The following is a 24475-nucleotide window of genomic DNA, read 5'->3' as shown; positions in this document are numbered from 1 at the left end:
ACCCCATTAAAAAACCCAGCGGAAGCTGGGTTTATATTCATAACTGTTAGACTGAAGTTTCTGGTACTGGTATAAATGGTGAACCACGAAACATGGATTTGTTATTAAATCGATTTACGCAGGTTTCAAGCCGTTTATCACAACCTGGATAAATTTTTATTCGCTGACCTGCTTGCGGTCCCTCTAATAATGGCAAGGTTAGCAATAAAACACCTGACTCATGCAATCTTACTGTCCGTTTTATCCCTGCATTACCACCATCTAAAAATTCGACCACACCTTGCGTAAACCAACCCTGCGGCTGAGTGACATTGCAAATAATTCGAGCAGATGTACTATTCAATTCAATTATACTTTCCACCACATAATTAATTCGATCTAAACCACAAGCGCTATCAAACAGTGTATTTGAACAACCGGGTTGATATAAATTACGTGGCATTTGAACACTCAAATCATCAAGATCAGAAGCAACATTAAAATGAATTTCGTTTCTATCAAGTTCAGGTTCAATAATTCGACCTTCAAATAACAACAACGCCCCTGCACTTGTATCAGTAGGTGTATTGATATCCATAAAGATGCGTTCTAACTTAAAACGTGCACCATCCATCTGTCCATTGTGAAATGCTTGTGCAACTGGAATTAAGTTGAAATCATTTTCATCTGTCGTTTCAATTGAAACAGATAAATTATCTACTTCAACACCTAGCGATAGATTAAATCCCTCTCGACTAATGATAGGGCCATCCGTCAAATAGGTATTACCGCCAACGATCAGGTCATAATCATAATTTGTGTAACGATGCACTTGATTCTGAACCGTCGTGATAGTGTACAGATCAGCCATTAGAAACTGATCTGCATCCAACAAAGCAATTAATTGCGGTGAAGCATCTCTCATATTTTCTTTCCTAATGAACCGACCAATTCAACTTTAGAGGCTTTCCAAAGCTTTGACATGAAGTTTGTGTATTGCTGTTCATCATCTTTAAAACGACAGCGATAGTAATACGTACCAGATATAGCAATTTTTTGCCCATCATCTAAAGGTTCTGAAAGCACAAACTTACCATCTTTTGTAATACCTACAGTTTCAGCACTCCACATGAGCTTTTGATCATTCTCAGCCCACATGGGTTTTGAATCATCTTCATTCCACATGACTAAATTTGAAGGCTGAGTAGCTTCAAGCGTGTTCCCTACTGCAACTTTAGCTGATCCTTGTGCTTTATAGAGCTGGTAGGTAGTAGTCACCCCATCCCCTACGAACTCACAATTAAACTCATTATCATCAGGTGCTTTATATAGAAATGAATCAAAAGCACCACGGCGAGCCTCGAAAAAGCTTTGTAAAATCTGCAATTCTTTACGACCTTTGTTTTCACGCAAAAAAGCATAAGACATTGTAAATTCATACTTTGGTACAGCTTGATAGCTTGCTCGAAGCTCACGACCATTGACAGAGGTCATAATTTTGGTATTAAAAATGGGAGTCTTTGTAAGCTCCCATTCTAGTCCTGGTAATTCAGGAAATAATTCATCTGACATGTAAACTCCTTATTTGCCAAAATTACGGTTATACCCTTTCAACCCACCTGCCAATTCACGACCATGTTTCTTCATAAAGCGTTTTATATCCTTTGAATCCCATGCTTGAATATTGACCTGTGGCATCGCACCCATATCACCTGCATAAGCGGGTTGCTGAGCCATAGAGCCATCACCCATGACAGATTTACCCAATGCACGGATGGTATTGGCATGTTGTTTAGGTAAAACCATCTCTTCCTCATGTAGTTGGGTCATTGGATTTACACCTGAAGGAATATCGTAACCTCCTCGAGCAGATGCAACCTTGCCAACAATCGCCGACACTCCAGCGAATGCGGCAATACCTGCTGCAACACCCAATGCAGGTCCAACAATTGGAATTGCTGAAAGTGCCGCCCAAGCCGCTGCCATTGCTTCCCATGCCGACATCATGATGGATCTGATAACCTCCATGAGTTTTAAGCCTAAACGAGCGAATACACCTGTTGATGTCGCTGCGGTTTTAGCAGTCTCGCCTGCAACTACTGCGCCAGTCTGAGATGCTTGCCCTGCAACCTCTAATGAAGTTTCAGCTTTAATCAAACCTAGTTTTGCAGCCAAACGAGGTGCCATGCTTTTAACATATTCTTTCAATGGTGCTGTGATCATCTTCTGAAGAAATTCTGCAGCTAACTCGGAATAAATTGCGCTTAGGGCATTTTTCCAAGTCAAGGTACCATTCAACATGGCTTGCATGCCTTGATCCCATAGACCAGACATACGAGATGTTAATCCTCCAAACTTTTTCTCAAAGTCTGCTAACTGAGCTTCATCTAGTTTCTTGGGTGCGCCAGTATCATTGACCTTTTTCTGACTATCCAACTCAGCAATATTATTACTGATAGTTGCTTGCCCTGCTCCCTTACCCGATATGGATGATTGCTGGTTCTCCAAATCCAATCGCGCCAATAATCCATCACGCTTGATCTGGTAAAGCTGATCCTCTAATTGTTTTTCAAGTTGAACTTTTTCAACATTAGAAATACGACCTGCATCTAAAGCAGCTTGAATACGAGCCTTTTCTTGCTCATAAATCCGCTGCGCCTGATCTTGTTTGGATTGAATTTCTTGTTCATAAATAGCTTTGATTTTTTCAAAAGCTTCTAAATTCAAAGCCACGATTTTATCTTGCGATTCTTTCTCGGCTTTTTCTTTGAAGGTTTTTTTATCTGCACTATTTAGTGTTGATTTTTCGATTCGCTCCAATTCTTTATCTAAGTCAATCTGAATCTTTTTAGTTTCAGAAGCATACTTATATTCAAGATCTAACTTTTCTTTATTCGCTTGGTCTGTTCTACGAATTTGATCCTGTAGTGATTTATCGTAATCATTTGATTCTGTGCCTTTATCAACACCGTTAATGCCCGCCATGTAACCTTTTACATTTTTGACATATTGACGATTGATAGGACCTAATCCAGTTCCACGATCAACATTACCTTCACCTGCATGGTATGCAGACACTGCTTTATCAATATCTCCATATTTATCAAGTAAGAATCTTAGGTATTTTGAAGCACCCTCTGCAGCTTGTTTGGTGTCAAATGGATTATCTACCCCGAATCGCTTCGCTGTACCATCTAAAAGCTGAAAATTACCTTTGGCTGTTCCATACTTGGTTTGAACTCCTTCTACATTGCGCCCTTTCGTTTCCTGCATATTAACCGCAGAAAGTAATCCATTTGGCAAATTGTACTTACTCTCAAATCCCTCATAGTTATATTTAGTGGCGTTAGCACGTACTAAATCATTCACATTGAGAATATTTTGAAGTTTGTTAGCCTCATTCTTACTTTTATTTGAACCAGATTTTTTATCCGCTTCACCTGTACCTACTCCACGATTAGGGTTGAAAGTTGTTGACGGTGATGCATCTTTTTTTACTTCGGTTGGATTCTTAAGAAAAAGATTCTCATACTGCTTACCACCAGCTATCGAGCTTTCCTTGATCTTATCCCACGCTGTAGACCCTGCCTCAGCTGAATTACTAAACGCAGTACTCCAATCCGATTTAAGCCAATCAACACGTTGACCCATTTTAGAAGTGTATTTGTCAGTGATAGAGCTTAATTCGCTGAAGCCTTGTTCAAATGCTGCTTTAGCACCTGAGAAATTAAAACTAAGTACATTTTCAACAATATTACCAAAGGTTCTAAACCTCACAGAAAGTACATCTAAACCAAACTGAATGGTGTCTCTGAATCCACCAAATACATTCATTACAGTTGAAATTGTTGCAGAAATATTCTGGCATACAGTCACAATCACGGCGCGAATCGCAGCAAAGGCAATCTGAATACCCACTTTCAAACCAACAACAATCATTGCAAAGCTTTTTAGGGTCGCAGACACCATATCCATAAATGTGATCTGTTGAACCGAACCATCTCCAATATCTTTGGTTAAATCGCTCCAGACATCACTGATAATCCCAAAAACTTCACCACAAATATCCATCAAACTTTCAAGAATAGTGACGATCGCTGTTATTGATCCATCAATCGCCTCTTTTGATTTAGTTGCAGATGATAAGAAATTATTTGCCATGTCTTTAAGACCTGGTGCTAATTCCGCTACCAACCGACCAAGCAAACCTTTGATCGTTGCACCAATCAAACCTAATGACGAATCAAATTCTTTTGTTGCTTGAATTGCCTCATCATCAAGAATCACACCCAAATCATGTGCTTGCTTACTGTACTCTTTAAGTTTTGCAGCATTATTTTCCAGCAACGGTGAAAGTAACATAGCATCATTAGCGATAGACTCCATATAGAAAGTCATCTCAGCTTGTGACACATTTGCTTTCTTTAAAGTTTCGTAATATTTACCTAAAATCTGTGGCCCAGATAAACCCTGAAACTCTTTGGCAGTAACTCCAACTTTTGGTGCAATCTTTTCGAAGAAATCTTTCATTTCCCCGCCACCAGTTTGCATGAAGTCACCAAACTTATCGTTTACGTCCTTCATGATATCGCCAAGTTTTTCTTGGCTAATACCTGCTGACTTAGACGCAAATGTCCATTCTTGAAATTCAGTAGTTGTTGCATTGGCAAGGCGTGACATGTTTTCAATTTCACGCGCATTTCGAATCACTTCACCTGTTAATGCGCTAATTTGCATTACCAGCTCACTTGCCATATTCGCAAGGAAGTTACCAAGAATACTTGTTCCTAACCCACCACTGCTAGGACTTCCACCACCTCCACCTGATCCGCCCCCACCACTACCGCCTGCCCCACCACCAGTGTTTAAGCGAGTGCGTAAATGATCAATACTGGTTTTTAGGCGATCCAGTGAGGCTCTTAACATTGTGCTTGTTGCATCAACATTAATAACTGTATTTAAATTGATATTTGTATGCTGTAAGCGACTGATTGCACTCTGAATCATTGTACGCGCTTGGCTAAGCTGTGCTGCCAATAAAGGTAAATTTACAGTGATACGAATCGCGCTTGAAAACACTGACTGCAGTGTGGTTGCTACTGTTTGCTTGGCTTGCTGGAGTTCAGTCCTTAACTGAGTTAAATCAACACCTAGCTTCACTTTAATTTGCTGATTATTGATTTGATTTAACCGTCGCTGTATCTCATGCACATCAACATCTAAACGTACATTTTGAATAGGTAATGATGATAATCGGGATCTAATCAAATTTTCAGCATGACCGATTTGTGAATCAAGCGATGTGGTATCAATTTTTAATTTAATTGAAGCATCATCAACAATACTGTTAATACGTGATTTGATCGTATTCGCTGCATTGCTCAATTTTTGCTGAACATTGCTCATATCAATGTTTAAACTAACATCGATATTTTTAAGTGACTCTCGTACTCCGTCAAATGCATTCTTAATAGTGTCAGCGATACGGTTAATATCCGCTGCTGCAGATTGGACTTTATTTGTTGCCTGATTCATGCCCTCGGAAAGTGCATCGGTGGAGGCTGTGATTTTTACTTCAACTTCGTTAGCCATTACTTTTCCTCAGGCATAAAAAAACCACCCGAAGGTGGTTGTGGTGAATATAATTACGTTTATTTAATTTCAGCTTTGATTTTTTTAACCATTTCTTGCTCCAAAACACCACGTGATACACATGTCAAAGTAATATTTTGGACAGCATCTCCAACCTTATAGTCACCTTGCAAAGTAGTACGAACCTCTAAGCTGTTATCAGCAATCAATATATTGTAAGCAACTTTGGTACTTGTACGATTATCTTTTAAATAGTCCAACCCCATTGTTTTACCACAATCTGCTAAAAGTGGGGTTAAGCGAAAATCTCTAGCTGCAGTAGAAATAACTCCAGCATCCGCATTAGCACTCATGATTTGCTCACCATTTATTGCTAATGCTCTTTGAGATGCGCTAAATAATTGAGCTTTAGAAGCTGTAACAGATTCACTCGCACTTTGATTTAGAGAAATTGGAGCTTGATATGTTGTGGCACATCCAGTTAAAGCCACCCCTATCACTAATGCAGTTAAAATATTTTTCATTACATTTCTCGGTTTGTTTTAAAGTCATCCAAACTCTACCCAACCAAGACATAAAAATCAATCAGGGCAACCGCAGTCACCCTTGTGGAAAGGCATTCAACATTTCTTCCAAATCATCTTCATCATCATCTTGAGGCTGTGAATTATCTTCAATCCCCATAAATGCTTCTAAAATCCGACAAAGTCGCTGAATGCCAACATCAGCGGGAGGAAACTTTGTGTGATACTCATTCAATGCTTTGATTCTGGGTAAATCGTAATGATCACGGATGTAATCAAAGTCTTTACCTGTAGTCATCACTAAATGAGTATAAAGCTCCTCCCAGTCTATTCCCCCGATTCACCTTCTTGGACTTCTTTATTTTTCAGACCAGACACAGACATGACCGCAGCCATAACTTCTTCAAGCTGATCCATGTAAAGCATATCGGCTACATCTTCGCGCGTAATGTCAGGATAATTACGCTTAAGAGATTTATGTGCAACATCGATCACTGTTCCCACATCATTTGGCTGAAATCCTTGTAATGCTGGTAAAAGCTTTTCAACTGCACCAAGTGACAAAGGCGCAAAAACAAAAGGCTGGCCATCAATTTGAATCGTGGTACCGCGTGGATTTTCAATTTCTTTAAATTGCATTGATGGTTACTCCGAAGTGTTCCAAGAAAATACGCGGTTAAGATCATCAGCCATCGGCTGAAATTCGAATTCAGGAAGATCGTAATCATCCTGTTTAGAGCTAAACCCAAGTTTGTTACTGGTACAGCGGAAAAACTCCATTCCCATAAACTTGCCTTTATATTCGCGCTGCAGGTTCACTGAAAATTCAGGTGTGTAACCCATATCCAAGTTATTGACTAAGCCTGACTTTGCACCTGCCACTGTTGCGGAATATTTAAAGCTGATAAACACTACTTTACCCACATCAGCGGTAGCAAATGTATATGCACCAGTGGCTTCATCTACACTGTATTGCCCTGCCACTGGTGCTGTAGTAACACGTGTTAATGGGATGGCTTTGGCATCGGTCACACCAAGGTTTTTAACATAGGTGCCTGCATTTGGTACCACAGGTGTAACTGTACCGCCTGTTGCAATTTTTTCACCGTTGATGGTTTGAGTGACCACTTCCAGTCCACCATCTGCAATCACACCACCAAAGAAGATTGAATTGAGTAATGCACCACTGATACGTCCAATAGTCGCTTTACACTTTATTGAACCTTTTCCACGCGCTGCATCTACAGCAAACTGTCCACGTCCGAATAATTCTTTCATATCGTATGAAATATCAACGGAAGTGTTTTGCATTACTCCAACTTCAACAGGTGTGGGATTGTTTATAGGTTGTCCATAAACATCTAAAATAGGTGTAGCAAAAATTTTGCCCGCACCAAATAAATATTGAGCCATTTATTTTGACCTCTTTAAAATGACAAAACCGCCATTTAGGCGGTCATAATTTAGGTTAATTGTTTAATTGGTTGTTAATATTTGGACAGGAATAATCGCAATCCCTTGTCCATCCAGCATTCCGTCTACACCCTCATAAACCTCAATTGTTCCATCAATCCAACAATGCTCAACCAAGCCATTTAAGGTTTGATATTCACATATCTCTGGAAAATCAGGCTTAATGGCTTCACGAACAGCATCAACAAAGATATTTATTTGTGTTGAAATTGCTTTAACTGGATCAGCTTCGTACACATATAAATACAAGTCAGCACTTAAAATAATCTTAGCGTTCAATCCCTTTACAGGATTTTCAGCTTGATTCCCTTGTGTAACAAACAATGCTGGACGTTGGTCATTATTTACATGGTTGAAATGTTTTAAACGCCGACTAACTGAAACCATTCCTTGAACATTTGAAAGCCGATCAAATAAGGCTTGGTAAATAATTTCACTATCCATTCAAACCTCGATCAATCGCCTTGTCGATATTTTTGGGCACAATCTTGGAAATTTCATCCAGTGAATCACGCATAAACCGCTTCTCTTTAACATTTACATTGCGACTATGTGCTTTGACAAGAACATCGCGCGGGGTGATAGGTCTACCAAAGGCTTGCTTGATATGTCGCATGTGTTCTTTTATACCAATAGATCCAGATAAGCCAAACTCATGGATAAATGCGTATTTAACATGCGCGCCACCAGCTGAGACAATCCCTTCAATCACACCACCAGATTCTTCAACTTTTGAGGCAAGTGAACCACGTAACCGACCAGATTGAACATTCAACCTCTGACCGCTTAGCATGTCTTCTTGCACCATCCTTTGAATTTTTAAAGTTAATGCTGTGATTGTTCGACGTATTTCAACCTTGACGCGATTATTTTCTTCATTGAGTTGAATGTGAACATCTACAGAATCAACCATAAGTCACCTATTTAGCAGTAACCGCTACAGCTTTTTTAGGTTCTTCAACATAACGAGAGAATTGCAAAGGCTGTAAAGCAAAATAGATATCTTCATTAGATGAAACAATACCGTTTTTCACTTCATAATTTACACCTGAAATCGTAAGAGATTCAGCTTTCCATGTCTCAGGTGCTTGATATTTAAATGACATACGTTTCTCCTAAATAACAAAAGCACCAACACTCAAACTATTAGGATTAGTGCCTTTATCATCAATCGGGATTGAATTTTTTAATGCCAAATAGCGTTGGCCATAAATGCTTTGGTCATAGAATGTTTCTTTAGATGATCGAGCATAACTCACACTCTGACCAGCGATAGACATACTCGAAGCATTTGAAATAGCTGTGCCATTTGGGTTGGTTTTTTGAACTTTCAGAATATGTGCTGCATATAAACCTACAGCACGCTCTTTCAGCTTCCCAAATTCAATAACAGAAACAACAAGTTCAGCTTCTTCTAAAACTTCTGTTATCTCAGTGTCACTTGAATTATAAAGTTGGGAATCTGATTTAAATTTTTCCCGAAACGTCTGCGGATCCATAGCCCACCTTTATTCTTTGGCTTGGGTTAATTTAGCCTGAAGTTGCTCAAGCGTTTCGTCATCAGCGAAAGTTATACCAAGTTCGGTTAATTCAGCCTGAACTGTGGCTAATTCTGCTTCACCAGCCGCTTTCGCTGCATCGGATGCCGCACCTTCAGTCTTTCCTTTACCAGATGTTTTACCTGCACCTTTACCAGTTGCTTTTACCAAAGCATCTTCAGCAATTTCGGTAACAGTTAAATCACCTGAATCGATCAGATGTTTAGCAAACTTATTTTTAGATAAAGCTTTATGTACATCTTCATCAACAGAAGTCGGCACACCAGTAGGTAAAACAGCAAGCCCAGAAAAAACAAAAGCGGCTTGTAAGCCGCTATATAAATATGAATATTTCATAGTGATTTAAACCTTATGCATGATCCAAATAGCGAAGCGAATCAACACGCTTCAACCAAACACCCTGATATTTATAATGACCAGGTACTTTGATATCCAAACCTGCAGGTTGAGCAGCCAAGAATGAAACATCATCACATTTCATTTGGATGCACGATGGATCACGGCGGTAAATCACTGATCGATCTGCGCCAGCGGTACCTTTACCATTTGAACGCCCTAAACCACGAATCGTTAATGTCTTACCTTGTGTGGTAAAAATATTATTTTCTTCGATATATTTAAGGAATGTCTTACCACCTGAATCAGGTACCACACGTGTTGATAAATGCATATATTGGTTTGATGCCATGAGATATGTGTCAGGCTGTACCGATACATCACCATCAAATAGGTTTTCGGAATCAGAAAGGCTGGCATTAAAATCACCAAGAATCTGTTCAATTGTGGCTGTTGCCCAATTATGCTGACCAGTAACAACCGTTACACCTGTCTGATCCAAGAAGCCTTTAACACCAGTTTTGCTATTGCCGTACCATGCAACTTGACTTAAATGCTTTTCTGCCGCTAAACGTGCTGACTGAACTTTATCGGCTTCTAAGGTCATACCAAGTTTTTGAGCAGCTTCAAGCTCCATAATTGAATATTGATAACCAATCGTACCAACCTTAATTGGCAATGCAACCGTGTCATATTCAACTTCAGCCAATGGGATATCATTGCCAGTACCCGCATAGTCTTTACCGATACCAACGCCCCATTTACGTGAAAGCACCTCACCACCACCAAAGACACCGTTTACAGGCATCACAGGAATGTACTTGGCATAGTCCATGACCTGCTCAAGTTGCGGTGTGATTTCGTTTTGTTCTTCAATTTTGACAAAAAGCTGTGCCAATGCATCAAAGTTGAATGCATCACCAATAGCAGCTTGAACAATTTGAGCTACGGGAGTCAATCGTAGCTTCATCTGAGCGAGTTTACTCATAATTTGTTATGCCCCACGTAAACGTACAACAGCTAAACCCTGTGCATTGGAAATCGTCTCCCATGATGCATTAGGCAATTGAGTACCATCTGTAGCAGATGGTGATAAGGAACCTAACGGCGCATCAGTTGTGCCATTGGAAGTTTTGACATATACATTTGCTGTAATGTCTGTTACAGGTGTTGTGGCTTTTACCCAAAGTGATCCAATTGTCATGGTTGGTACCATGTCAGTGGCTTGGTATGCTTCCTTACCAGCTGAATTCTTCCCAGACTTACCAACACCATGGCGAATAATTACCCCATATTTTTTATTGGTTGCATCTGTCACATTGGAAACTGATTTACCATCAGTATTAATAATGACCACATCACCATCATTGGCCACACCAGCACCCGAAAACGGTAAAGATAAAATATCTTCTGGACCATTTAAACGAGCTTTCATACCAGGTGCAGCATCATATTGTTGAACCATGATGTTCCTTCCTTAAATTGTTTTATATGCAGTCGCTTTGCTATAGCCCTGCTCTTGTTTACCCAAGTTTGGATCTTGATCTCCAACTTTTTGTTGTTGTTGGAAATTAAGAGCATCATTCACTGGATTTGTTGGATTAGTACCTTTTACGGCAGATAAGGCACGAAATACCATGTCTACTTGTTCAGGCTTTGCATCACCAATGGCAACACTACCTAAAACTGCTGTCACAAGGCTGTCACCTGTTTTTGATGCAATCACATCACGTTTGATCTGCTCACACGTACAACCTTCTGTTTTAACCGTAGGCAATAATGCTTTTGCATCAGCAATCACAGTTGCACGTTCAGCTGCAGCTTGTTCCAACTTTTCAGGTGTCATTTGATTTTTTTCTAAATCACCGACTTTCTGTTCAAGTGTTGCTTTGTCCGTGTGTAATTGATCAACGACCGCTTGCACAGCTGGCAACTCATCACCGACAGAAAATTGCTTGTCGCCCACTTTCAATTTGGCGGCTTTTAAATTTTCCAATTGTTGTTTTTGGATGTTTAAGGCATCTGCTAAAGGCTTGTTATCACCGATATCGAAGCGAATACCATTTACTTCTACTTCCATTATTTTCCCCTTTGGGCTTGGATTTTGGTCACCGATACGGCAATCACCACCACAGCGACCGTATTTCACCAGTGCCACATGATTGCCAATAAAATTAATAAACTTCGCTTGGTACGGCGTGCCATCAGGTGCAGTACCATTTTCTAAAACAAGGAGTGCTGCGTAACCAAGCGACATTTCTATGCGCTCATTGCTTTGAATTAGATCAATGCTGGTCTTATCTTTAATAAGAAGATCACCCACCAGATAATCACCCTCTTGGCGCACGTTCTCACAATAGCCAATGTGGTAATCTTTCCAGTTTGAGGCGTTAATCTCATTTTTAGGTGGGTGATAGTCCGTAGCATCCACACCATTAAAACTTGCAACCGATTCTGGTTTAAAAAGTTCATCTGCAGGTGTATAGACGTTAATGTTTTGGTCAGCCGTGAATCCCTCTAATGATGGAAATTCATAGGCGTAGTACTGCCGTACCTGCGGTGCTTTCGCTAAGCGAACATTAACGCACTTCAAATACCCTTCTTTGGTAAATGAGCGTGATGATTCACTTGGTGCAAAATCACCAATTTTGAGTTGGTATAGGATTCTCATAAATAAGGCTCAATAAAAAAGAGCCCTATCGGCTCTTTGAATTTTTGGCATTAAAAAGCCCACCGAAGTGAGCTTTTATCACCGCTAATTTATTTGGTATTAGCAGGCTTGTCTTTAGACTTAGTTACAAGCTCTGTTTGAGGTGGTGGAACATATTCTGGCGGTTTGTTTGAGCTCATCATTATTACCTTTTACGCTAATTCTTAATAAACAACTTTATCAACTAAAATCAATAAAAGGAATATTAACAAAACCAAACCCGCCAATTTAATTTCAGAAAAAGCTCTTTTCAGGAACTCAGTTTTACATTTAATGCCAATTTTGTGGCTACTAATAGTATCTACATATTGAATTGTCATTGAGTAATAAAAAACATCTAGATCAACGCTTGTGAAGTATTCGATTCCATCTTGATTGTATGGGATAACCTTAATATCTAATGGTTTTAAAACCATAAATATAAACCGCCATGAAGTTGAAATGGTAAGCACCAACACACATAGAACCAAAACTTGAATGATTGACAATAAGGATGGCTGAAAATCAATAACAACCTCTCTAAATGAAACTAAAAGAATCCCAGACAAAACAGACAATGATGTTAGATATTTAGCAGCTTTATCTTCAACTTTATAATATTCATTCCTCAATGCCTCATATTCAGCTCTATAAAAATCAAATAAAACTTTATATTGGTCGGCTTTTTCCCTTATCTCTACTTTATCCCTCACCTGTTTAGCAACCAACTTGAGCCTCATTTATTTTAAATATTTGAGTAATTATAAAACTAATCAATCAAAATATCCTCATAATTAGGCAACGCAACGCAACGGCATCGAATAGGCTCACCAGGATGCCCACCACTAGGCGGATCATCCCAACGAAAAGTTTTACCATGCTTATGTTGGTGATCTGGACGCACTCGATCATCTTTTGCTGTTTGCCATGTATAAGATTCAACACCTAAAGCTAACTGTCGTTGCTTGTTGATATTGGAATTAATCTTACCCATCTGATCCGAAGCAATTAAACGTGCGCGATACTCAGTTGATTGCCCTAACTTATGAATTTCTAAAGCAAGTTCTTCATTGGTTTGTCCAGTCTGTAAAGCATTTAAAACCAACGCTTCTAATTTATCAGCGTACTGCTGTGGTATCGACTTGATTAACGATACATTGGCAGCAATACATTGATCTACTGTTAGCTGAATATCACTCGCTTGATAGAAGGGTGTTAAATCCACACCGATTGAGGATTTTGTATGATTGGCAATCTGACTATCTACTTCTTGCCTTACATCATTTACAACCTTGGTTGCTAAAGGCTTTGATGTATCAGAAACATACCTAACAATCTTATCCCGAATTTTAGAAAACATTTCAGTGAACCAGCTGTCACCAATATTTTCACCAATTTTGGGTAAAACGATTTCCTTGGTTTGCTCTTGGCAATATTGTGCGATAGCTAAAAGCTGTCTTGTGTAATACAGCTCAATACGGCGATTTACCTTGATCGGTTTTAACTTTGCCTTTCTACCGCGTTTACTCTTCTTCGCTTGTTGGAGGAATGGCTTTAGGATTTGAATTGTCTTGTTCATTGTCCGTATCTACCATTGTTTCCAATAATTTAATGTGATCATCATCAATCACAGAATAAACGCCATCAATTTGCAACTGACGTGCGATTTGTGGCTCGGTCAAAATACCCATGTCTAAATAACCTTGATCACGTTCTTTGTTATTTTTCTCAACCTCAGAACGGACTTTCGCGTCCAATTGCCATAAGGGATTAAAAACCACATTCAAGCCTGCAAATTGCCGACCAAATGTAGTTTGGCAAATTAAAGCTAAAAACTTCATTAATGCTGGTTTTACATCCCATATTTGCTTTGTCGCGATGCCGTCATAATAATTACGTGTGTCATGCTCACCTGTGGCATTTAAACCTGCAGGTGATTGGCCAAACAAAATGGTGTATGGAATATCTGCTGCACCTGAGGTTTGAATCGAAAATTCGCGCATCATTTCAGGTAGTCCACCGAATGTATAAGACTTAGAGTCATATTCTTCTTCCTTATCCAAAACCAACATGCCGTTTAAGCCTTTAAGCAGACCTACACTTAAAAAACGCTCTGTTACGGCTTTCATATCCTCCTTGATTTTATCTACTAAACTTGGAGTACGGATAATATCAATCTTGGCTTCATGTACTAGGCTTGCAGCACCACGTTTAACACTCGCATGGTCCAATAAGTCGTTATAAACTTCCTGTAAAATGCTTTGTGGTTCTTCATTCACAACATCGGCATGACAAATTTTAATTAACCGGGTGTAATGAATCCGTTGTTCAAGTTTCCCATCATCAAAACGTAATTTATAAAATTCAGGCTGTTTAAGTAATCCACCGCTTTCTTGTGGTGTCAAATACTTGGTTTTATCTGGTGTAACATATTTCTTTTTAATAACAGTAAAGAACTCTAACCGCCCAATTCCAAGCTTATTAAGCTCAAATGGCTGATCTAAAGCTTTACCATCTGCTGTTCCTAATAAAACGTAAACAACGCCATACAAGCGAGATAAAATCAAACTAGACATTAAGATTTTATTTAAATTGAATTTATCACATGCTTCAATCAGTTTTTCTAAGTCATTGCCTTGAATTCCCTCATAAAACCATCCAGCACGCAACATATCGGATGCAGGTCGATTCACGATACGACGCGCCAACCAATCTTGATAAACTGCTTCAAGTTGATCGTCACCAATATCACGGCGTACAAAATGCCCATGTGATGCTTTATCACGTCCTGTGCCGATATTAGACACAAAATTAGTGTAAGCCCCTGCATCGCCTATAGCGTCAGGCTTTCTTTTCTTAGCCATAATTTTTCCTAATCAAATACAGTTGGCTTACTTGCAACAGTGTCATTTATTGCGTCAATTGTAGGATCCCACTGGTCATCATGATCATGTGTCATATCAGCGGTTAATCCCTCTATTTCCTCAACATAATTCAATAGCCACGGAGCAGATGCTGGCAACATCACCATCCCATCTTCAACATAAAAAACCACATCCATTGTACGTGTGAGTTTATCTATGCTTCGTTGAATAGCTCTGATTGGCAATGTTGTTTGCCTTGAAATGGTTTGAATCAATGTTGTACCTGAAGCTTTATCCTCAATGGCCATATATCGAAGTTTGCCAATTTCTGTATTGGATTCTTTATGCTTATTGATAAATAGCTTGGCTTCCTTAATCAGTTCAGGTGCTTCCCACTTACCACGCTTTACATCAATGATATAAAGCTTGCCGTCATGTCCAAGACCACCACACAAAAACACTGAATAATCATTATGCTCTTTGGTCTTTTGCGCCGTATCAACCCATATAGCACGCCACTTAAGTACAGGTAATGTTAAATAACGCCCAAACCACTCAGCTTTAACAAGATCACCACCTAACTTTTTAGGCTGTTGCTGATATTGGCTGGCAAATGTATAGCGTGAAACTGTTGCGCCGTCCTTATCCTGTCCACCTTGTTCTAACTGCAGTAGTGATTGTAATGATTCTTTTAATGGCCAATAGCTTTGCCGACCTTTTTCATCCCTTTCCACATCACGTGGAATTTTGCGCTGAATGTTCTCAGGTAGCCGACTTATATAATCATCATCAATCAATGCAGGTATGCTGATTTGTTCCCATTCACCAGGAACATTACCAGTCATAACAAAATTGGTCGGATCCTCAACATGCAAACGCTGCATGATCAAAATGATCGGAGTATCTGAACGTGCTTTACGTGAATTGACCGTATTTAGGATTTTACGGTTTGCTTTACGTCTTGCTGTTTGACTAAAAGCATCCTCAGGCTTGAGTGGGTCATCAAGAATGATTGCCCCTGTAAACCCCTCATTTGCTAATGTACCTGCACGGCGACCTGTGACCTGCCCACCCATTGAAGCAGAATAAACATGTCCAGCGTCATAACCATCAACAGTAGTTTTCCAACTTGATTTTGCATCGGTACTGGTTGATATTTTTACTGGCCATAAACCTTGAAAATCCTCTGACTTTACAATGTTACGTGCTGTAGATGAAACATCCTCAACCAAAGACTGGGAAAATGACAAATATAAAAATCTTGATCGGGCATTTCTAGCGATACCACGGGCAATAAGATTTGTTAAAAGTTCAGTTTTACCACTACCAGGCGGGACATTAATAACTAGGTTTTTGACCTTGCCAGCTATAACCTCGTCGATTTTGTCAGCAATATATTCATGGTGCCAATTGACTGAAAATTTAAATCCCATGCGAGGTAAGAAAAACCGACGTGTAAAGAACAACTGTTCTTTTTCACACCGCTCCCTTTCCATTTGCATTTCTAGCAAACTAGTATTTACTTTCGAGTTCATCCCACACCTGCTTTAACATTTCAGGTGTTGCCGTTACATATGTGGTATTTTCACTTTGAAGTGGTCCACCGCCCGCACCAGTCAATTCTGTTTTATTGGTATATTGACCGCCCATGTCTTTAGCAGCCTGTTCCAATATTTTTAAACGGCGCACAATGTTTTTAGATGACTGATAACCGTCTTCATATCTTTGTAACCGTACCGCTAAATTTGAAATTGGAATGTTTTCAGGCTGTGCCAAGAATGCTTTTCGAGTCTCCTCAAATTCTGTTTTTAAATCTTGGCTTAAATCCTGACCTGAACGCTTTGTAGGATCATAGGCTTCACATTTCTGTCTAGTTATTTCTAGGTTGTACTCTTCTTGGACGAGCCGAGCAGTTTCAGTTGGTGTGTTAAATACCGCAAGCGCACGTACAATGAAGATTTGAACCTCTTTTTTAAGTCTTGCCATAATTTCATTTTCGTCCAAGAACGTCCAAGAAAATAGGCAAAAAAAAGAGCTTCAAAGCTCAATTAATCACACAATTCCCACAGCACGCTGCAATATTTTTTTCAGATACAAACGGCGCATTCTTTGCGATTTCCAATAATCGTTTAACATTTGCATCTGCGCCCCAACGCTTGGTTTCACCGAAGAACACTTCCACGTCGTGACCTGCCAGATAGTGCTTAGGAAGACCTGTATTGTAGCTATATATGATTTCGCCATCTTCATCACGCTCAACACCAATATGATAAAGTTCATGTTCGATCAAACGACAAAATTCAACATCATTCGAGTTTTCACAAAAGCTTGCATCAACAGTAATGAGATAAACAGGTACAAATCCAAACCAGTCCCGCATTTGTTGCTCTTGACGAGCTTTCTTCCAACCACCTTGATTAAACATTACTTTTTCACATTGACCCAATACCATACGCTTTTTAGCTACGGCGGCAGATGAAGCCCATGCAAATGCAAGAAAGGTTTCATCATCATGCAAAAGTTCTGCTATATGATCATGGTCTGGATTATGTAAATGACCACCCATAGTAAGCCAATTTGAAACTATCCATTCCTTTAGATCAGGTGCAGGCGTCAAGCGAATTGCTTCTTCTTCCTCAGCTTGATCAATAAAGTCAGTCGGTGGAAATGGTCTGATCTGTTCCATTGAAAATATGCCTCTTCAAATTCTTAAGCCACTGACTAGAAAAATTAGCTTCGACCTGTAATGGCCCATCTTCCTTAATTTTATATCTTGGTGCCGATTCTATTCTCACAACGGTATAACCCATATCTTCAGCGATATCGTAACGATCCATACTCCAAGCTTTATCTTTCAGCTTGCCTTTACGACCGCCCGACCATGGTCCACCAGAAATCTCAACTAATATTCTGTGCTCAATAAGATGAAAATCGAAACGCCAATGTTTGGTTGATTTGAACTGAAATGTCTTTTCGTATTTGATTTCAAATAAATTTAAAGCATGTTCAAAATTTTCAAACGCTTCTAAATATTTTTCAGTTGCTTTAGGTAATGGTCTAGATCTAGGTTTTGTTTTTAAAGGTGATTTTTTAGTTAAACCTTTATATTGATCAATTTCCATATACCACCTATTTTAAAAAACCTTCTGGTTTATTGTCACGGCGTGCTTTGAGCTTTTTTAATTTTTCCGTGGCTAAAAAAAATCGCTCATCTAATTGAGCGATTTCTTGATCTGTTAAGCCATGTGTAGAGCAACTTCCCAAGTGATCTAATTCAAGGCTGGTCTCTTTAATCTGCTTTATAATTTCTAAAAAATTCATACAACCTCATAAAAAGTAAAACCCCGCCAATAACATGTATGTCAGCGGGGTTCCATGCCGTAATCCGTTCGGCTAGTTGACTCGCAAAGCGTCCTAAGCGAGTGAGGGTTTTAACCGTAAAAAAAACTCGCAAAAGCGAGTTGTTATACTTAAAACTATATCCTTAAATTTTAATAATCTGTTTTATGATAAATTATCTATTAAGTCGAATATCCTTTCTGAAATTAATAACGATAGTTCAGCCTCACCTTCTCTAACATTGGTATACAGTTCGTAATCCGACTTTGCTCTCAAACCTCTAAGCCTTTTGATTTCTTTTATAAGTAAACCTAGAGCTTCATAATCAGCATGATTTTTTAATAAACTATTCTGTTTATTTTCACATGCATCAATATGTGCTTTATGTACACTATTTTTTAAAGTAAATTTATCTATCGGATAAAATAAGCGGTTTTCAATTTCGCTTGTCAATTGATTGAAAGCTGCGTAATAGCTTTGGTGCATCACACTTCTGTAAGTAGATTCATTGCTTTCACACTTTTGTAAAATGTCTTTTGAGCCTAACAATCTATCGTAAGGTTTAAATCTCATTAAATCATTTTCCCTGAAATTAAAGGCAGCAATACAATTGTTATTTTTTTAGATAAAGACCGATCTAAATGTGTAATTGCAATTCTATCAAACTCATCCATAAATTCAATTGATTGATTTGGAGTCCCCATAAATTCGTAATAGAGGTATAAATCATCTTCGATTAATTTCCAACTTATAGAGGGCTGTAATTGGAATTTAACTTTTTTATTCCTCATAAACTCGTTAAATAGCTTTAGGTAACTCTTAACATCTTCCAAATTCAATTCAACATTTATTAATGCTTCTTCAATTCTATCAGCATATTTTTCGCTGATTTCTCTAATTTCAGTCATTGAAAGTATTGAAACCAATGCCTTCATATATCCTTTTTCTTTTGATTTATCAGCAATATCCATATGAGAATAAAAATTTATAACTTCATTATGATAGCCAAAACTAGCTAAAGCACTAATGTAATTATTATTGATTACGTAATCATTTGATTCCAGTTTTAATGCTATCTGGAAGTTGGCAAGCATATTATCAAAATCATTTGAAAAAGCATAAACAATACCCTTACACATATACCCCCATGCAGCGTATATAGGAATAGCTTTTTCACATTCTCTAAGATATCTTTTTTGTTTAAATTCAGATAATAAAACATCTTGATCAATTTTTGTTAATTCATCAAGCAAAGTTTCCGCTAAAGGTTGCGCTTTCATATTTTGCCTTTAAGAATATTGCTAATTAATTCTAAACCAAATTCAACGACCAACAATAATTAAAAAAGCCCGCTAATGCGAGCTTTAAAATATCTTGAGGGCTATTAATTTATAAAACGCCCATTTTAGAAATACTTATACTCAAGTGTTCTGTTTGTGTCAAGCTACAGTTGTTGTACTTTCTTCCAATTCAAAGTGAAATGCACGGCTCAATCGACCTCTTATTTCATTTTCCCATTGAGCTACAATCGACTCCCCCAAAAGCTCATATTTTGCATAACGCTCTGAGTAACCTGATTTAGAAACTTTTAATTTTGATATGGTAATTTTTTCATTTAACGTATAAGGACGTTTGCCTGTACCCTCACATTTTTGACAAGGCTTTACACCGCATGGGTAGCCCTTGGAACCAAATAACTCTAATTTTCCTAATCCTTGGCATGATCCACACATAGCCTTAACCAATACATGCCCACGTAAAACAACCCCTGCTAAACCCTTTGCAATATTTGATAAATCACCTTGAGCATTATTTGGTTTAAAATTATTTTTAATCATTTCCTTGTGAATTGTGGTTGCCATAATATTTCTAACTTTAAAGAAATCAACCGAAGAAATATCACCTTGCTTAAATTCCACTGTACCTGGTGTATCAGGTAAACGGCGTTCCCATGTGCGGTTAAAATCATATCTACTATAAACAAGCTCGGTATTTTCTTTTGGTTCCGTTATTATCGCAATTCGATCAAATGCAACTTTCTCAAGTAATAAACACGCCCACATACGTGTATGCCTTGGCATTAATGCGATTTCCCCTAAAACAATTTCTTTTGAAATTTTCTTCCCATTCGCAGAACCAGCAGCAATAGCAAGGCGCAAAAACTCTAAAAAATCAAATTTATCTACTAACATATGCCTATACTTCCTGAATATCTATGCCGTGAACCGTTTTCATTAAGTGCTTTTTCTGGCGGTAGGGAGCCAGTTTCCGTGTAGCCTTGGATTTCACATCTTCAACGACATAAGCACCAGATGCCGTGTAATATGTAAAATCTGCAAAATATCTAATTGCTGGTTTTGCCCTTTTTTCCCCTTCCAGTTTCACACTTGGTACCAATGCAAATTTTGTGTGGTGTTTCAAGTTTCGTATCTCGCCACGTTGTGACATGGCTTTTAACTCGATATACCGCTTGTGTTCCTTAACACTGTCGAAAGTCATTCCATCAAAAACAACTTTCTGGGCATTAAATTTGTTACGTTTAACGGTGGCAGTTTGTTTACCACCACCGTATTTTTCCCTGTAATCTGCAAGTGAAATGCTTGTCACTGAAATCTCACCACAAATCTTCACTGCATACCCCAAGGCGAGAAAACTTCATCTCACCCAAGGCTATTAGTTCAAGTTGATTTACACAAAATTCCAACTGACCACATTCAACCGCATGTAAAAATGCTTGTGGACGTGTATAGAACTTCCCATTTTCACAATAGAAACCCTGATGTGCAGATTTCCCCCATTGATTTTGAATATCTGGTACTAAGCCAAGTGACAGAATGATATCGATACAATCTGCATGGCGATTAGGTTTTGGTAGAGCGACCATAAGATCACCAGCTTTTACAGCAACTCCGATAATCATGCTCTCACCTTGAGTGTTGTTGTTTTTATCAATCCTTTTTTTTAAAGCCCAATCAACACACTTCTCACAACGGCAACCGCGTTTATTGTATTGATCTGCTGTACCATGTTTGACACGAAACTGTTGATTTACTGCTTGTTTAATCTCACCACCTTGCGCTAAGAACTTTTCCATCTCAGCCTCAATTTCTTCACGCAGATTGCGCTTAGCGACGATTTGAGCGTGTGTAAGATCTTTACCAGCTTGTACTGATTGAATACGTTGATTTAGTATTTCATTCATGCTGCCACTCCTTTGCCCTTAGGTTTAAAACCGACATCCGCAAGATATGCCTTCCAGTTTTGGCGTTCAGAAGGATCAGCGAGTTTTACAGCTATACGACCAGCAAAAGTTTCAGTTGATTCGCCAGGTAAACTGAATTTTCTAACAACATCAGGGTGTGCTGTAAGTTTGTTTGCAAACATGTACATCTGGTTTGGTGATGCAAAAACCAGAAAATCAGAATTGGTATTGCTAGCTGATTCACCTGCAGGTGATTTTGAAAATTGCCCTTGAGAATTCACAGAATTATATTTTTCGTATTTCAAATATGCTCTGATCAACCAATCTGCCAAAAAGTAAATCATCATTTCATCAGAATGATTCTTTTCAGCGTTGTAATTTTCAAATTGTTCCAACTCACGTTTAAACCACGAAGCGTTCAAAATCTCGTCAACATTTACCAAAGTATTGGCAGAAGTAATTTGAGATTTTAAATTTTCAAAAGAAAGCCAATTTTTTTTATTTTGATAGTGTCTTTTGATAGTGTTACTTTGTGGGTTAAAATTCTTTACCACTTGCGGTAAAAATTCTTTACCACCTGTGGTTAAAATATTTGACCACTTGCCATTTTTAGTGGTAAAAAAATTTGACCACATTGGGAAGTTATCCACAGTTTTAAAGTGGTAAAAATTTTTAACCAGTATAGATTTTTGACCACCAATATTTAAGTAAAATTCGACTGGTTTTTGAGCTATTTTTTCACCATAACCAAAGTGGTAAAAATTTTTAACCAGCTCTTTTTTGAACAAAATAAGTGCCTTAACCAATACCTTTTTAGATGGAAATTTAATCAACTCTCCAATATCGTAATTATCAACTGGTGAGAAAACATTCCCATATTTTGATTGATGGTGTTTTTTGATCAAACCAACTTCTTCAAGTTCAGTTAAGCACTTAATGACAGTAGGTCGGCTTTTCTTAGATAAACTTTCCAACTGACGTAATGAAAGTGCATCACTTTCCTTGGTCCAGCCACGTGTCTTTCGGATGATCAATAGATAAATTTTTACAGATGCATCGCTTATCTTGTACATAGCTTCATCTACAAATGCGTTCGCCACCATAAACGAATTGGGCACAAACTTACTCATATTGCCCTCCAAATAAATCTTGATATTGCGCTTTTGGGGAAATCCATAGACACTCTTGGCGTGTTACGCCACCAAGCCGTCCTGATGCCTGCACTGATTTAGTGAATTTTGTCCATTTTGATAATTTGTCATTGTAAATGTCATGTTCGTAACCTGTAATAATTACCGAACCTTTCACATTAACGAGTTGATCTAACAAAATTTCATGATCTGAATCTGTCATTTCATGACGATAAGCCACAACATTTGCTATTCTGGTACTTCTTACATATGGTGGATCTACAAAAAATAATGTGTCATCAGCGTCATATAAACTGATAATTTTTGATGCATCCTGATTTTCAATCACACATTGTTTTAGTCGTTCTGCGCATTTGGCAATTCGCTGAGGATACTGATCCCATAAATTGATTTCGTAATTTTTTTGGCGTCCACCAGCCAACCTAAATCCCGTATGACCTTTAGTAGCACCCGCACTACCAAAACCCATTTGTGCTCTTACAATCATCCGTCTAGCTTTTTCAACTGGACATTCTGTTTCTTCATACGCGAGATGAAATTCATCACGAGAAAATGGTGTCAGATGTACTAGTTGTTTGAGCTGCTCACACTGTTCAGTATTACGAAGCACACGAAATAAATTGACTACATCGCTATCTATATCGTTATAAACTTCAATATTACTTTGCGGCTTACACATCAAAACTGATGCTCCACCACCGAACGGCTCAACGTAAGTTTTATGTACAGGAAACTTTGAGATAATCCAATCAGCAATGCGAAACTTACCACCGTGATATCTGATTAATGGGTGATTCATACTTGTCATGCCTCACCCACCTCTTCATTCATTTGAATGAAACGACCAAACATTAAAATTTTTCCAGCACGCAATAAACTCGAAATGATTTCTCCAGCTTGATAGACAGTTATGCGATGCTCATTTATTAAAATTTCAATAAACTCGTCACGTGTGATTGCCGCTTGATTTTCATCTCGTTTGATTTTGCGTAAATTTGCACGGCGAACATCTAAAATTCCATTTAATGATTTCAATGCTGGTTCATACCAAGATTGAGTCCATTGGATCTGTTTGTGCTCTGGTGCTTTTTGGAAGTGTTGATTTGTAGTCATGAATTCACCTCACTATTTTTTGGTGCTTCATATATCCAAAGTTTAGGATTGTTATCGAATTTCACTGAATAAACGCCAGTTCCTTTGGTACGAATAATTACCCCAAGGTCATAAGCACATTGTTTTTCAGTGATTTCATGACCTTTTGCTAACATACGCCGAACGACACCACCCGTGTATGGTTGCTTTTTCTCGTTAGCAGCATCGATCACACATTGCAAAACAAGTTTTTGGCGGTCGGATAAATTTAGATTTTCCATAGTTATGAAACCTCCGCTAAAGCTTGCTCAGCTTCGGTTAGACGGCGATTGGCTTGGATTTCTGCTGTTGAGGCTGGGCGGATTTCATCAACATGAGCCATTTCACCATCTTCAGCATATGGTTCGCCGATATAGCAATAACCAGGATGAACAGTGCTGTATATTGCGAAGACATATAATGTATTGTCATCACTGCTTATTTTCACAACCATGTCATCCATTTTGAAGCCTGCTTTTACATAAGCCTCATCTGGTGCCACACCTAAATCAAACTTGCGCTTTTCAATATCACGCACTAAGCAAGTCTTACACTGTTCGTTTTTAAACTCTGTGCATTTGCCAGCACATGGGTGTTGTGGTAAATTTGTTTTCATATTCAATGCCTCAAAGTTTT

The 24475-nt window shown here is 38.5% G+C and carries 33 protein-coding genes; all 33 read right to left on the bottom strand.

All coding sequences use genetic code 11. From position 1 onward, the window contains the following. Positions 1-46: 46 nt before the first annotated feature. The 33 genes from ACY45D_RS06870 to ACY45D_RS06710 all read right to left on the bottom strand — a co-directional run bounded on the left by ACY45D_RS06870 (position 47) and on the right by ACY45D_RS06710 (position 24455). Entirely contained in the window at positions 47-904 is an 858-nt protein-coding gene (locus tag ACY45D_RS06870; RefSeq protein WP_463109014.1) for a DUF2163 domain-containing protein, read from the bottom strand. Next, positions 901-1551 carry a DUF2460 domain-containing protein gene (locus ACY45D_RS06865; RefSeq protein WP_463109013.1) on the bottom strand — a complete coding sequence of 217 codons (651 nt, stop codon included), beginning with the start codon at positions 1549-1551 and terminating at the stop codon, positions 901-903. Before ACY45D_RS06865 ends, ACY45D_RS06870 begins: the two co-directional genes overlap by 4 nt. A gap of 9 nt (positions 1552-1560) precedes the next feature. Continuing rightward, entirely contained in the window at positions 1561-5571 is a 4011-nt protein-coding gene (locus ACY45D_RS06860; protein WP_463109012.1) for a transglycosylase SLT domain-containing protein, read from the bottom strand. 59 nt (positions 5572-5630) lie between these two features. After that, positions 5631-6095: a hypothetical protein gene (locus ACY45D_RS06855; protein ID WP_463109011.1), complete on the bottom strand. Its 465-nt coding sequence runs from the start codon at positions 6093-6095 to the stop codon at positions 5631-5633. A gap of 76 nt (positions 6096-6171) precedes the next feature. Next, complete coding sequence (locus ACY45D_RS06850; protein ID WP_463109010.1) at positions 6172-6393, bottom strand: hypothetical protein; 222 nt, start codon at positions 6391-6393, stop codon at positions 6172-6174. A 29-nt stretch (positions 6394-6422) separates the two neighbouring features. After that, positions 6423-6734 carry a hypothetical protein gene (locus ACY45D_RS06845; RefSeq protein WP_463109009.1) on the bottom strand — a complete coding sequence of 104 codons (312 nt, stop codon included), beginning with the start codon at positions 6732-6734 and terminating at the stop codon, positions 6423-6425. 6 nt (positions 6735-6740) lie between these two features. Further along, a complete protein-coding gene (locus ACY45D_RS06840; protein WP_463109008.1) occupies positions 6741-7508 on the bottom strand; it encodes a hypothetical protein in 768 nt (255 codons plus the stop codon). A 63-nt stretch (positions 7509-7571) separates the two neighbouring features. Beyond that, positions 7572-8012 carry a hypothetical protein gene (locus ACY45D_RS06835; RefSeq protein ID WP_005030191.1) on the bottom strand — a complete coding sequence of 147 codons (441 nt, stop codon included), beginning with the start codon at positions 8010-8012 and terminating at the stop codon, positions 7572-7574. Next, positions 8005-8481, bottom strand: coding sequence for a hypothetical protein (locus ACY45D_RS06830; protein ID WP_463109007.1), 477 nt, complete (start codon positions 8479-8481; stop codon positions 8005-8007). The genes ACY45D_RS06835 and ACY45D_RS06830 overlap by 8 nt, the downstream gene beginning before the upstream one ends. A 7-nt stretch (positions 8482-8488) precedes the next feature. Then, on the bottom strand, positions 8489-8674 hold the full coding sequence (locus ACY45D_RS06825; protein ID WP_005030193.1) for a hypothetical protein: 186 nt from the start codon (positions 8672-8674) through the stop codon (positions 8489-8491). A gap of 9 nt (positions 8675-8683) precedes the next feature. Further along, complete coding sequence (locus tag ACY45D_RS06820; RefSeq protein ID WP_005030195.1) at positions 8684-9067, bottom strand: DUF4054 domain-containing protein; 384 nt, start codon at positions 9065-9067, stop codon at positions 8684-8686. Positions 9068-9076: 9 nt separating this feature from the next. After that, entirely contained in the window at positions 9077-9463 is a 387-nt protein-coding gene (locus ACY45D_RS06815) for a hypothetical protein (protein WP_463109006.1), read from the bottom strand. 13 nt (positions 9464-9476) lie between these two features. After that, a complete protein-coding gene (locus ACY45D_RS06810) occupies positions 9477-10451 on the bottom strand; it encodes a DUF2184 domain-containing protein (RefSeq protein ID WP_004682565.1) in 975 nt (324 codons plus the stop codon). A gap of 6 nt (positions 10452-10457) precedes the next feature. Beyond that, positions 10458-10928, bottom strand: coding sequence for a structural cement protein Gp24 (locus ACY45D_RS06805; protein WP_463109005.1), 471 nt, complete (start codon positions 10926-10928; stop codon positions 10458-10460). 12 nt (positions 10929-10940) lie between these two features. After that, positions 10941-12134 carry a DUF2213 domain-containing protein gene (locus tag ACY45D_RS06800; protein WP_463109004.1) on the bottom strand — a complete coding sequence of 398 codons (1194 nt, stop codon included), beginning with the start codon at positions 12132-12134 and terminating at the stop codon, positions 10941-10943. A gap of 203 nt (positions 12135-12337) precedes the next feature. Next, positions 12338-12880, bottom strand: a complete 543-nt coding sequence (locus ACY45D_RS06795) for a hypothetical protein (protein WP_463109003.1) — start codon at positions 12878-12880, stop codon at positions 12338-12340. A gap of 41 nt (positions 12881-12921) precedes the next feature. After that, the gene (locus ACY45D_RS06790) at positions 12922-13731 is read right to left on the bottom strand and encodes a phage head morphogenesis protein (protein ID WP_463109002.1); all 810 of its coding nucleotides are present in this window, start codon (positions 13729-13731) and stop codon (positions 12922-12924) included. Further along, entirely contained in the window at positions 13676-15016 is a 1341-nt protein-coding gene (locus tag ACY45D_RS06785; protein ID WP_463109001.1) for a DUF1073 domain-containing protein, read from the bottom strand. Before ACY45D_RS06785 ends, ACY45D_RS06790 begins: the two co-directional genes overlap by 56 nt. Positions 15017-15024: 8 nt before the next feature. Then, entirely contained in the window at positions 15025-16551 is a 1527-nt protein-coding gene (gene terL / locus ACY45D_RS06780; RefSeq protein WP_463109000.1) for a phage terminase large subunit, read from the bottom strand. Then, positions 16529-17002, bottom strand: coding sequence for a DUF2280 domain-containing protein (locus ACY45D_RS06775; RefSeq protein ID WP_130168175.1), 474 nt, complete (start codon positions 17000-17002; stop codon positions 16529-16531). The genes terL and ACY45D_RS06775 overlap by 23 nt, the downstream gene beginning before the upstream one ends. A gap of 58 nt (positions 17003-17060) precedes the next feature. Then, positions 17061-17702, bottom strand: coding sequence for a putative metallopeptidase (locus tag ACY45D_RS06770; RefSeq protein ID WP_463108999.1), 642 nt, complete (start codon positions 17700-17702; stop codon positions 17061-17063). Further along, positions 17671-18138, bottom strand: coding sequence for a hypothetical protein (locus ACY45D_RS06765; RefSeq protein ID WP_463108998.1), 468 nt, complete (start codon positions 18136-18138; stop codon positions 17671-17673). Before ACY45D_RS06765 ends, ACY45D_RS06770 begins: the two co-directional genes overlap by 32 nt. Before the next feature lie 7 nt (positions 18139-18145). Beyond that, a complete protein-coding gene (locus ACY45D_RS06760; protein WP_463108997.1) occupies positions 18146-18337 on the bottom strand; it encodes a hypothetical protein in 192 nt (63 codons plus the stop codon). A 183-nt stretch (positions 18338-18520) separates the two neighbouring features. Then, the gene (locus ACY45D_RS06755) at positions 18521-18928 is read right to left on the bottom strand and encodes a hypothetical protein (RefSeq protein WP_463108996.1); all 408 of its coding nucleotides are present in this window, start codon (positions 18926-18928) and stop codon (positions 18521-18523) included. Next, entirely contained in the window at positions 18928-19635 is a 708-nt protein-coding gene (locus ACY45D_RS06750) for a hypothetical protein (RefSeq protein ID WP_463108995.1), read from the bottom strand. Before ACY45D_RS06750 ends, ACY45D_RS06755 begins: the two co-directional genes overlap by 1 nt. A gap of 159 nt (positions 19636-19794) precedes the next feature. Next, the gene (locus ACY45D_RS06745) at positions 19795-20547 is read right to left on the bottom strand and encodes a hypothetical protein (protein WP_463108994.1); all 753 of its coding nucleotides are present in this window, start codon (positions 20545-20547) and stop codon (positions 19795-19797) included. 4 nt (positions 20548-20551) lie between these two features. Continuing rightward, a complete protein-coding gene (locus ACY45D_RS06740; protein WP_463109446.1) occupies positions 20552-20962 on the bottom strand; it encodes a DUF1064 domain-containing protein in 411 nt (136 codons plus the stop codon). Positions 20963-20969: 7 nt separating this feature from the next. Then, positions 20970-21557: a hypothetical protein gene (locus tag ACY45D_RS06735; protein WP_463108993.1), complete on the bottom strand. Its 588-nt coding sequence runs from the start codon at positions 21555-21557 to the stop codon at positions 20970-20972. Continuing rightward, entirely contained in the window at positions 21554-22687 is a 1134-nt protein-coding gene (locus ACY45D_RS06730) for a hypothetical protein (protein WP_463108992.1), read from the bottom strand. Before ACY45D_RS06730 ends, ACY45D_RS06735 begins: the two co-directional genes overlap by 4 nt. Continuing rightward, complete coding sequence (locus ACY45D_RS06725) at positions 22680-23516, bottom strand: DNA adenine methylase (RefSeq protein WP_463108991.1); 837 nt, start codon at positions 23514-23516, stop codon at positions 22680-22682. The genes ACY45D_RS06730 and ACY45D_RS06725 overlap by 8 nt, the downstream gene beginning before the upstream one ends. Then, positions 23513-23821, bottom strand: coding sequence for a hypothetical protein (locus tag ACY45D_RS06720; protein WP_463108990.1), 309 nt, complete (start codon positions 23819-23821; stop codon positions 23513-23515). The genes ACY45D_RS06725 and ACY45D_RS06720 overlap by 4 nt, the downstream gene beginning before the upstream one ends. Then, on the bottom strand, positions 23818-24081 hold the full coding sequence (locus ACY45D_RS06715; protein WP_463108989.1) for a hypothetical protein: 264 nt from the start codon (positions 24079-24081) through the stop codon (positions 23818-23820). The genes ACY45D_RS06720 and ACY45D_RS06715 overlap by 4 nt, the downstream gene beginning before the upstream one ends. Positions 24082-24083: 2 nt before the next feature. Further along, positions 24084-24455, bottom strand: coding sequence for a hypothetical protein (locus ACY45D_RS06710; RefSeq protein WP_463108988.1), 372 nt, complete (start codon positions 24453-24455; stop codon positions 24084-24086). Between the last annotated feature and the right edge of the window lie 20 nt (positions 24456-24475).

The sequence above is a fragment of the Acinetobacter sp. BZX-2 genome (assembly GCF_055179795.1).
The sequence above is the reverse complement of the archived record's forward strand: the minus strand, read 5'-3'. Positions and strand labels throughout refer to the sequence as shown.

Bases quoted from the DNA above. Each gene is read 5' to 3' on its own strand.
- ACY45D_RS06750 (WP_463108995.1), bottom strand. From the start codon at position 19,635: ATGAAAGCGCAACCTTTAGCGGAAACTTTGCTTGATGAATTAACAAAA.
- ACY45D_RS06710 (WP_463108988.1), bottom strand. From the start codon at position 24,455: ATGAAAACAAATTTACCACAACACCCATGTGCTGGCAAATGCACAGAG.
- ACY45D_RS06860 (WP_463109012.1), bottom strand. From the start codon at position 5,571: ATGGCTAACGAAGTTGAAGTAAAAATCACAGCCTCCACCGATGCACTT.
- ACY45D_RS06850 (WP_463109010.1), bottom strand. From the start codon at position 6,393: ATGACTACAGGTAAAGACTTTGATTACATCCGTGATCATTACGATTTA.
- ACY45D_RS06730 (WP_463108992.1), bottom strand. From the start codon at position 22,687: ATGAGTAAGTTTGTGCCCAATTCGTTTATGGTGGCGAACGCATTTGTA.
- ACY45D_RS06735 (WP_463108993.1), bottom strand. From the start codon at position 21,557: ATGAATGAAATACTAAATCAACGTATTCAATCAGTACAAGCTGGTAAA.
- ACY45D_RS06820 (WP_005030195.1), bottom strand. From the start codon at position 9,067: ATGGATCCGCAGACGTTTCGGGAAAAATTTAAATCAGATTCCCAACTT.
- ACY45D_RS06760 (WP_463108997.1), bottom strand. From the start codon at position 18,337: ATGAATTTTTTAGAAATTATAAAGCAGATTAAAGAGACCAGCCTTGAA.
- ACY45D_RS06810 (WP_004682565.1), bottom strand. From the start codon at position 10,451: ATGAGTAAACTCGCTCAGATGAAGCTACGATTGACTCCCGTAGCTCAA.
- ACY45D_RS06855 (WP_463109011.1), bottom strand. From the start codon at position 6,095: ATGAAAAATATTTTAACTGCATTAGTGATAGGGGTGGCTTTAACTGGA.
- ACY45D_RS06865 (WP_463109013.1), bottom strand. From the start codon at position 1,551: ATGTCAGATGAATTATTTCCTGAATTACCAGGACTAGAATGGGAGCTT.
- ACY45D_RS06775 (WP_130168175.1), bottom strand. From the start codon at position 17,002: ATGGCAAGACTTAAAAAAGAGGTTCAAATCTTCATTGTACGTGCGCTT.
- ACY45D_RS06770 (WP_463108999.1), bottom strand. From the start codon at position 17,702: ATGGAACAGATCAGACCATTTCCACCGACTGACTTTATTGATCAAGCT.
- ACY45D_RS06815 (WP_463109006.1), bottom strand. From the start codon at position 9,463: ATGAAATATTCATATTTATATAGCGGCTTACAAGCCGCTTTTGTTTTT.
- ACY45D_RS06765 (WP_463108998.1), bottom strand. From the start codon at position 18,138: ATGGAAATTGATCAATATAAAGGTTTAACTAAAAAATCACCTTTAAAA.
- ACY45D_RS06715 (WP_463108989.1), bottom strand. From the start codon at position 24,081: ATGGAAAATCTAAATTTATCCGACCGCCAAAAACTTGTTTTGCAATGT.
- ACY45D_RS06785 (WP_463109001.1), bottom strand. From the start codon at position 15,016: ATGGCTAAGAAAAGAAAGCCTGACGCTATAGGCGATGCAGGGGCTTAC.
- ACY45D_RS06840 (WP_463109008.1), bottom strand. From the start codon at position 7,508: ATGGCTCAATATTTATTTGGTGCGGGCAAAATTTTTGCTACACCTATT.
- ACY45D_RS06755 (WP_463108996.1), bottom strand. From the start codon at position 18,928: ATGAGATTTAAACCTTACGATAGATTGTTAGGCTCAAAAGACATTTTA.
- ACY45D_RS06720 (WP_463108990.1), bottom strand. From the start codon at position 23,821: ATGACTACAAATCAACACTTCCAAAAAGCACCAGAGCACAAACAGATC.
- ACY45D_RS06805 (WP_463109005.1), bottom strand. From the start codon at position 10,928: ATGGTTCAACAATATGATGCTGCACCTGGTATGAAAGCTCGTTTAAAT.
- ACY45D_RS06870 (WP_463109014.1), bottom strand. From the start codon at position 904: ATGAGAGATGCTTCACCGCAATTAATTGCTTTGTTGGATGCAGATCAG.
- ACY45D_RS06745 (WP_463108994.1), bottom strand. From the start codon at position 20,547: ATGTTAGTAGATAAATTTGATTTTTTAGAGTTTTTGCGCCTTGCTATT.
- ACY45D_RS06725 (WP_463108991.1), bottom strand. From the start codon at position 23,516: ATGACAAGTATGAATCACCCATTAATCAGATATCACGGTGGTAAGTTT.
- ACY45D_RS06830 (WP_463109007.1), bottom strand. From the start codon at position 8,481: ATGGTTGATTCTGTAGATGTTCACATTCAACTCAATGAAGAAAATAAT.
- ACY45D_RS06790 (WP_463109002.1), bottom strand. From the start codon at position 13,731: ATGAACAAGACAATTCAAATCCTAAAGCCATTCCTCCAACAAGCGAAG.
- ACY45D_RS06845 (WP_463109009.1), bottom strand. From the start codon at position 6,734: ATGCAATTTAAAGAAATTGAAAATCCACGCGGTACCACGATTCAAATT.
- ACY45D_RS06835 (WP_005030191.1), bottom strand. From the start codon at position 8,012: ATGGATAGTGAAATTATTTACCAAGCCTTATTTGATCGGCTTTCAAAT.
- ACY45D_RS06825 (WP_005030193.1), bottom strand. From the start codon at position 8,674: ATGTCATTTAAATATCAAGCACCTGAGACATGGAAAGCTGAATCTCTT.
- terL (WP_463109000.1), bottom strand. From the start codon at position 16,551: ATGAACTCGAAAGTAAATACTAGTTTGCTAGAAATGCAAATGGAAAGG.
- ACY45D_RS06800 (WP_463109004.1), bottom strand. From the start codon at position 12,134: ATGAGAATCCTATACCAACTCAAAATTGGTGATTTTGCACCAAGTGAA.